This is a genomic window from Paenibacillus sp. LS-5 (genome assembly GCF_056121505.1).
In genome coordinates this window covers 1-349 of sequence record NZ_JBWAVA010000057.1, presented here as the reverse complement: position 1 = coordinate 349, position 349 = coordinate 1, and the positions used below count along the sequence as shown (strand labels likewise).

The window sequence follows — 349 nt, the reverse complement described above, 5'->3', positions numbered from 1 at the left end:
ATGGTGGAGGCTGAGGGGTTCGAACCCCCGACCCTCTGCTTGTAAGGCAGATGCTCTCCCAGCTGAGCTAAGCCTCCCTATGTATGGTTGTCCTCAAGGGAAAATAAAAATTGGTGACCCGTATGGGATTCGAACCCATGTTACCTCCGTGAAAGGGAGGTGTCTTAACCCCTTGACCAACGGGCCTAAAAATTTGTGGAGCTCTCAACCGGATTCGAACCGGTGACCTCTTCCTTACCATGGAAGCACTCTACCTACTGAGCTATGAGAGCATGGCTCCCCGAACAGGACTCGAACCTGTGACAACTCGATTAACAGTCGAGTGCTCTACCAACTGAGCTATCAGGGA

General features: G+C 51.9%; 4 tRNA genes. All 4 read right to left on the bottom strand.

Features of this window, described 5'->3' with window-relative positions:
• Window position 1: 1 nt before the first annotated feature.
• Window positions 2–77 (bottom strand) — tRNA-Val (locus AC0MA3_RS26430).
• A gap of 34 nt (window positions 78–111) precedes the next feature.
• Window positions 112–186: transfer RNA gene (locus AC0MA3_RS26425), tRNA-Glu, on the bottom strand.
• Window positions 187–196: 10 nt separating this feature from the next.
• A tRNA-Thr gene (locus AC0MA3_RS26420) sits at window positions 197–272 on the bottom strand.
• A 1-nt stretch (window position 273) separates the two neighbouring features.
• Window positions 274–349 (bottom strand) — tRNA-Asn (locus AC0MA3_RS26415).